Here is a 6,245-nt window from a genome sequence, read left to right on the forward strand (position 1 = left end):
GTCAGCGTGCGCGCGAACGCAAGCCACGGCACCGGCGCCTGCCCGGCCGGCAGCCGGTAGCGCACGGTGCCGCGCGCGTCGAATGCGCTGACCGGCACCAGCACCTCGCGCGCGACGGACAGCCAGTCGAAGCGGTCGCGATCGATCAGCAGCCGCGTATGCGGGCTCGAATAGACGATCAGCATGTCGGCATCGCCGGCCGTGAGTTGCAGGATCGCTTCCTCCGCGCTGCCGGTCGATACCGTCGCCGTGAAAAAGCCTGCGCGCGCAACCGTTTCGTCGTACCAGTCGGGGAAGAAGGTGGCCGAGAGCGTGCGGCCGGTCGCGATCCGGAGGTTGTTCTCCAGCACCGGCGATGCTTCCTGCAGTTGCGTGCGCGCGCCGTGCAGGATGTCGAGCGCGTTCGACGCCGCATCGAGGAACACGGTGCCGGCCGCCGTCAGTTCGAGCGGCTTCGTGCGTGCGATCAGGCGCGTGCCGACCCATTCCTCGAGCGACCGGATGCGGCGGCCGAACGCCGGATGCGTGACGAAGCGATTCTCCGCTGCGCGCGTGAAGCTGCGCGTGCGCACGAGTTCGACGAAGTCTTCGAGCCATTTCAGTTGCATGGCTGGGCTCCTGGGTGGGCGATGAGGTGCGGGTCGGGCGCGCTCGCGAACGACAAGCGTGGCGCGGGCGGCACGGGCCGCGAGTGGCGCCCGATCCTACAGCACCTGCGGCGCATCGCGCAGCACGGCGCGCAGCGCGACATCGAACGGCGTCGCGTGATCGATCCCGGCCGCACGCACGCGCGATGCGTCCAGATGGCAATCGTACGGGCGCGGCGTCGCGTCGGTCGGCTGATCGATCCGCTTGAGCGCGGCGTCGATGCCGAGCGCGGCCGCGATCCGCCGCGCGATGTCGTACTTCGTCATCGGCTCCTCGCCCGACCAGTGACGGAGGCCCGTGATCGACGCCCCCGCGAGATGACGCAGCGTCAGGTCGCGGATGACGTCCGCGACGTCCGGCGTAAACGTCGGGTAACGGATCGCCCATGCGTCCATGCCGACCGCGTCGGCGCCCGGCCGTGCGGAGGCAACGATCGCCGGCACGAGGCTCGTGACGGCCGATTCGCTCCAGTCGACGATCGGGCCGTAGAGCAGCGGCAGGCGCAGCACGCACGACAGCGGCGATGCGCCGAGCAGTGCCGCCTCGCCTTCCAGCTTCGTGCGGCCGTAGATGTTCAGCGGATTCGGGGTGGCGTCTTCCGTGTACGGGGCCGCCTTGCCGTCGAAGACGTAGTCGGTGGAGATGCCGAGCGTCCATGCACCGTAGCGCGCGGCGAGCGCACCGATGCGGGCCGGCGCGGTGACGTTGATCGCGCGGGCGCCGGCAGGGTCGCGTTCGCAAACGTCGGGGCGGCGTTCGGCCGCGCAGATGATCACGGCGGCCGGTTGGCGGGTGGCGAACAGGTGTTCGAGGGCCGGCTCGTCGAGGACGTCGAGGACGTCGAGTTCGGCGAGGTTGTCCGGGGGCAGTGCGAGGCGTTTTGCGCCTGCGCCTTGCGGGTTCCGGATGGTCGCGACGAGGTTCAGTGACGATTCGCGGGCCAGCGATGCGGCAACCGCACGGCCGAGGAGGCCTGCGGCGCCGATAAGGAGAATGGTGGGAAGGTCGGTCGACGCGGTCGGGTTTGGCATGGGCGGCAATTCAAGTGACTTGGGAGCGCGCGAGGTCGCGTTCGACGTTCGCGCCATGGTCGTCGGGAGAATAGCCGAGTATGACAGCCGGACCATCGTGGTGGCAGGTCGGTAACCCCGCGACGGGCGTGCGTCGTGTTCGCTGCGACCGACGCCCGACACGGCGCACCGTCCGCCGGGACGACGCCGGTTCCGCCGACGACGTCGACGCACCGCGTGGCCGCCCGTGCGCGCGTGCAATCTGCGGAGCCGCCACACCGCGATCGCTGCCAGAAAGCAAAGCCCGGTGCGCTTGCACGCACCGGGCCGTCACACCTGCGGGAAACTTCGTACTGCCTTACTTCCGGTCGAGCGAATACCGGCCCGGGCCAGTCAGCGCGAGCAACAGCAGTCCGCCGATGATGCTCACGTTCTTGTAGAAGTTGATCATCGCCATGTATTGCTCCATCCCCTGCAGCGCCCAGTAGCGATGGCCGATCAATGCGGTCGCGAGCGTATAGGCCGCGAACACCAGTGCGAGCGGACGCGTATAGAACCCGATCGCGATCAACAGGCCGCCGGCCAGCTCGACCCCGACCGCGATCGCGGCTGCCAGCTCGGGCGCCGGGTTCCCCGTCGACGCCATGTACGCGACCGTGCCCGAGAAGCCGCTCAGCTTCTGCCAGCCGAACAGCACGAACAGGATCATCATCAGCACGCGAGCCGCCAGCAGCAGCTCGTCCTTCTTCGACTCCAGTGAAACGTAACGCATGGCAATCACCCTTGAATTGACGGTTTGATGCATCCGGTGCCGATACGCGGCGAATCGGCGCGCCAGGTCGGCAACGAACCACTCCTCGCACAATCGAACAGCAAGCCGGCTGGCCCGCCGCCGAAGAATCCGCCCAGTCGCACCGTTTTTGGTGCGCTCCGGATCGGTTCTGGCGAAGCACGGATGCAGTCTACTGTCTCCCCAAGAATCATCAATCCGCCGAAACATGATTCGCTGTCTCGTTTAAGTGGACAATCATGCGAAACAAGGCCGTGACGAAGCAGCGACGAATCCGGTCAAATGGACCTGCCCTCATGTTTCAAGAACATGAAAACCGCCCGCTCTCATATCCGGCTTCCGTATCTAGTCGATATAAAAGCTTCAATTAGCGAGAACAGGCCACACCAACGTATCGCAATCGTTATTCGACGACACGTTCCGTGCAGCAATCGTTATCAATGAATTAAGCGGAAAACTCGACATTATTTCCAGTCGGCAAAGCCCCCTGTTCCGGGCAAAGGCGTGTGGCCTGGAAATGCGCATTGGTACAAGAAAGCGTTCCGCGGGCATGCGATTGAGGTCGCCCATGGCGGATATGTCCGCTGGACAAGGATTTCAGCCCGATACCCGCACGCAGAACACCTTTCGCCCACCGTCGATCGACGCGATGTTTAGCAGCGCCAGCGCAAGAATCCGATCAAACATTCACGCCGCCGGTCAGTATTCAATGTCGGCAAAGCGCCTTTAATAAATTCAATCAAAACGATGTGTTAACGGCAAAAAATCGCAAACCTTTAGCCCGCACGGCATCACTGCATTCTCGTCTGCATTTTTCTCAACATGCATTACAAAAAATTACCAATAAATTCCGATTTAAATATACGATAGCGCACGTCCTTACGTTTTCCCGACATTCCCGTGAACCCCGGAACGCGTCTCGCCGGACGCGGCCTGCAGGCGAATCGCCGCAGGCCGTCCCGGCAGCCGCTCGTCACGGGATCGCTTTCCAACCGGAGACCACCCATGGCAATCAACACGCCCGTGAACAGCAGCGCGAACTCGAACAGCGTGATGCAACAGGCGGTGCAATCGATCATCAGCGGCTCGACCGGCAATACGTCGGACATCAACGCGCTCGTCAAGGTGCTGGTGAACGCGAAGACGGCCGGCCGCGCGGCCGCGCTGACCTCGACGCAAGCCACCAACACGACGCAGATTTCCGCATTCGGCGCGCTGTCGTCGGCGCTGGGCGCGCTCGAGGCGGGCCTCGCGTCGCTGAAGAACGGCGCCCTGCAGTCGACGTTCAACGCAGTCGCGAGCGGCAAGGGCCTGACCGCAACCGCAGGCGTCGGGGCGGTCGCCGGCACCTACACGGTCGGCGTCACGCAGATCGCAACCTCGCAGGCGCTAGCGTCGTCGGGCTTCGACGGGAGCAAGGCGCTCGGCACCGGCACGTTGACGCTGTCGCTCGGCAGCCAGTCGTTCAAGGTCCCGGTCGGCAGCACGAACAACACGCTGTCGGGCATTGCGGCCGCGATCAACTCCGCGTCCGACAATCCGGGGATCAGCGCAACCGTCATCAAGGGCACCGACGGCTCGCACCTCGTGCTCTCGTCGACGAAGACCGGCTCGGCGAACGCGATCAGCGTCGCGGTCGGCGACCTGTCCGGTGACAACGGGCTGTCGAGCCTCGGCGTCAAGTCGACGGCCGACACGTCCGGCGGCGCATCGAAGATCGAGTCGGCGAACAGCGCGGCCGCGTGGCAGCAGAGCACCGCCGCGCAGGACGCGAAGTTCACGCTCAACGGCATCGCATCGACCAGCGCGAGCAACGCGGTGTCGGGCGTGCTGACCGGCGTCACGCTGAACCTGTCGGCGGACGCGATCAACGCGACCGGGCCGCAGACGCTGACGATCAGCACCGATACGAAGGCGCAGGCGGCGACGATCACGAATTTCGTGAACCTGTACAACACCGTCGTCAAGACGATGGGCACGCTGACGAGCTTCACGCCGGGCGCGAACTCGCAGGGCGCGCTGATCGGCGATTCGACGCTGAACACGATCCGCAACTCGCTCGCGTCGAGCGTCGCGCTCGGCGTCCCCAACGAGAACGGCAACGGGCACACGAACCTGATGTCGCTCGGCATCACGCTGGAGAAGGACGGCACGCTGAAAATCGACAGCGCGAAGCTCGACAGCGCGCTGTCGTCCAACCAGGCGGGCGTCGCGCGCCTGTTCAACTCGAAGAACGGGATCGGCGCGCACCTGGCCGAGCAGATCGCACCGTTCACGAAGAAAGACGGGATGATCGACGTGCGCACGAACGCGCTGAACGCCGATCTGAAGCGCGTCACCAAGCAGCAGTCGGACCTGACGGACTACGCCGACCAGCTGACCAAGCAGTACCAGGCGCAGTTCACGGCACTCAACTCGCTGATGGCCAAGATGAACTCGAACACGAAGTACCTGACGCAGTTGTTCGGCGGCGCCAACAGCGCCGGCACGCTGGCGAACAAGTGATGAACGCCAGGGCTGCCCGATGATCGTGGCGGCGGCCGCCGGTCAACGGATCGACCGGCTCGCGCCGCCGCGCACGGCGTCTCGCCTGGAAACTTCACTCACGCCCGGTGGTGCGCAAGCGCGCCGGGCTCCCTCCCTGGCTCACGCCGTCGTGGCAGGCAGCCTTGCCGCGATTCGCCCGATGCGGGCGTGCGGTCAGCCAAGCCCTTCCACGCGATCGGCAAACAGATCGATCGCACGCGATACCTGACGCCCGAAATAGCCCGGCCGCTCGCGCTCGTAGGCGCGCAGCAGCGACGTGCACTCACGCTCGGCCCAGCGCCACACGGGGCCCTGCTTCGCGAAGACCGGATGATCGTGCAGCTCGGCCGGTACCGCGTGTTCGTCGTCCCAGCCCCAGAAATACGCCTGGTGGGCGCGCGCGAACGGCATCCCCAGATTGCTCGCCACGGTCTCGTCGTGGCGCAGCGTGAAATCGACGATTTCCTTGCGCGTGCGGCCGCCGATATCGTCGTGACGCGCCTCGATCCAGCAGTGATACCTCGCCAGCTGCGACAGATGCCGCGCGGTGCGGCGCCGCTCGCGCGTCGTGCACAGCGCATACAGGTTGCCGTCGCCGAAATCCAGCACCTCGCCACCCGCGAACGGCCGATAAGGCTTGCCGGTCAGCAGCGTCAGCACCTGCGCGCCGACGATCGCATAGTCGGCGCATCGCATGTAGCCGCTGCGCGTCGTCGCTTCCGACACGCTCCGGTGGACAACCTCATCGATCACGGCGTGCAGCATGGCATCTACCGGTGCCGCCAGGATCGGCGGCGGGCTTGTCGTCGTGACTTGTTGCATGGAAAACGGATGCGGATTCAACGGTTCGTCTGTCAGAAACGCTCGGCGGCGCGATATTACGAATCGTTACAAGAAACGCCCGGAGGGATTGATCAGATTTGTGTGCTTTTGTCGCCCGACGTGGACATGCGCCATGTCGGTCGGTGACGGTGGCGGCAGGTCGCGGGACGCAATGGGAGGGATTGGACGAGCGGCGGCGTTGCGCTCGGGGCTCGGGGCTCGGGGCTCGGGGCTCGGGGCTCGGGGCTCGGGGCTCGGGGCTCGGGGCTCGGGGCTCGGGGCTTGCGGCTTGGTGCTGGGAGCGTGGTGCGTGCTGCTCGTGCACGGCTGCGCGCTGCTGGCGGGTTGGCGCGCGGGGGTCGGCAGGGACGAGTGGGAGCGAGCGGCGCAGAGGGCGCGCGCCGTGTGTGTTGCGAGTGCGGGCAGTGGGGTGTGCACGTGGACTAAGA

Annotated in this window: 5 protein-coding genes; 1 reads left to right on the forward strand and 4 read right to left on the reverse strand. The window is 65.8% G+C overall.

Annotated elements, in window-relative coordinates; all coding sequences use genetic code 11:
* The 3 genes from G3N93_RS32150 to G3N93_RS32160 all read right to left on the reverse strand — a co-directional run.
* A partial coding sequence (locus tag G3N93_RS32150) for a LysR family transcriptional regulator (protein ID WP_206134769.1) occupies window positions 1-608 on the reverse strand: 608 nt, incomplete at its 3' end.
* Between the two features lie 96 nt (window positions 609-704).
* Complete coding sequence (locus G3N93_RS32155) at window positions 705-1,679, reverse strand: SDR family oxidoreductase (protein ID WP_206134770.1); 975 nt, start codon at window positions 1,677-1,679, stop codon at window positions 705-707.
* A 337-nt stretch (window positions 1,680-2,016) separates the two neighbouring features.
* A complete protein-coding gene (locus G3N93_RS32160) occupies window positions 2,017-2,430 on the reverse strand; it encodes a DoxX family protein (protein WP_174933689.1) in 414 nt (137 codons plus the stop codon).
* A gap of 1,023 nt (window positions 2,431-3,453) precedes the next feature.
* On the opposite strand from G3N93_RS32160, the gene fliD reads away from it, so the two are divergent.
* Window positions 3,454-4,953, forward strand: a complete 1,500-nt coding sequence (gene fliD / locus G3N93_RS32165; RefSeq protein WP_174939111.1) for a flagellar filament capping protein FliD — start codon at window positions 3,454-3,456, stop codon at window positions 4,951-4,953.
* A gap of 195 nt (window positions 4,954-5,148) precedes the next feature.
* Here fliD and G3N93_RS32170 read toward each other — a convergent pair whose 3' ends face one another.
* The gene (locus tag G3N93_RS32170) at window positions 5,149-5,796 is read right to left on the reverse strand and encodes a hypothetical protein (protein WP_174933693.1); all 648 of its coding nucleotides are present in this window, start codon (window positions 5,794-5,796) and stop codon (window positions 5,149-5,151) included.
* Window positions 5,797-6,245: the final 449 nt, after the last annotated feature.

It is taken from the genome of Burkholderia sp. Se-20378, assembly GCF_017104665.1.
Classification (GTDB): domain Bacteria; phylum Pseudomonadota; class Gammaproteobacteria; order Burkholderiales; family Burkholderiaceae; genus Burkholderia; species Burkholderia lata.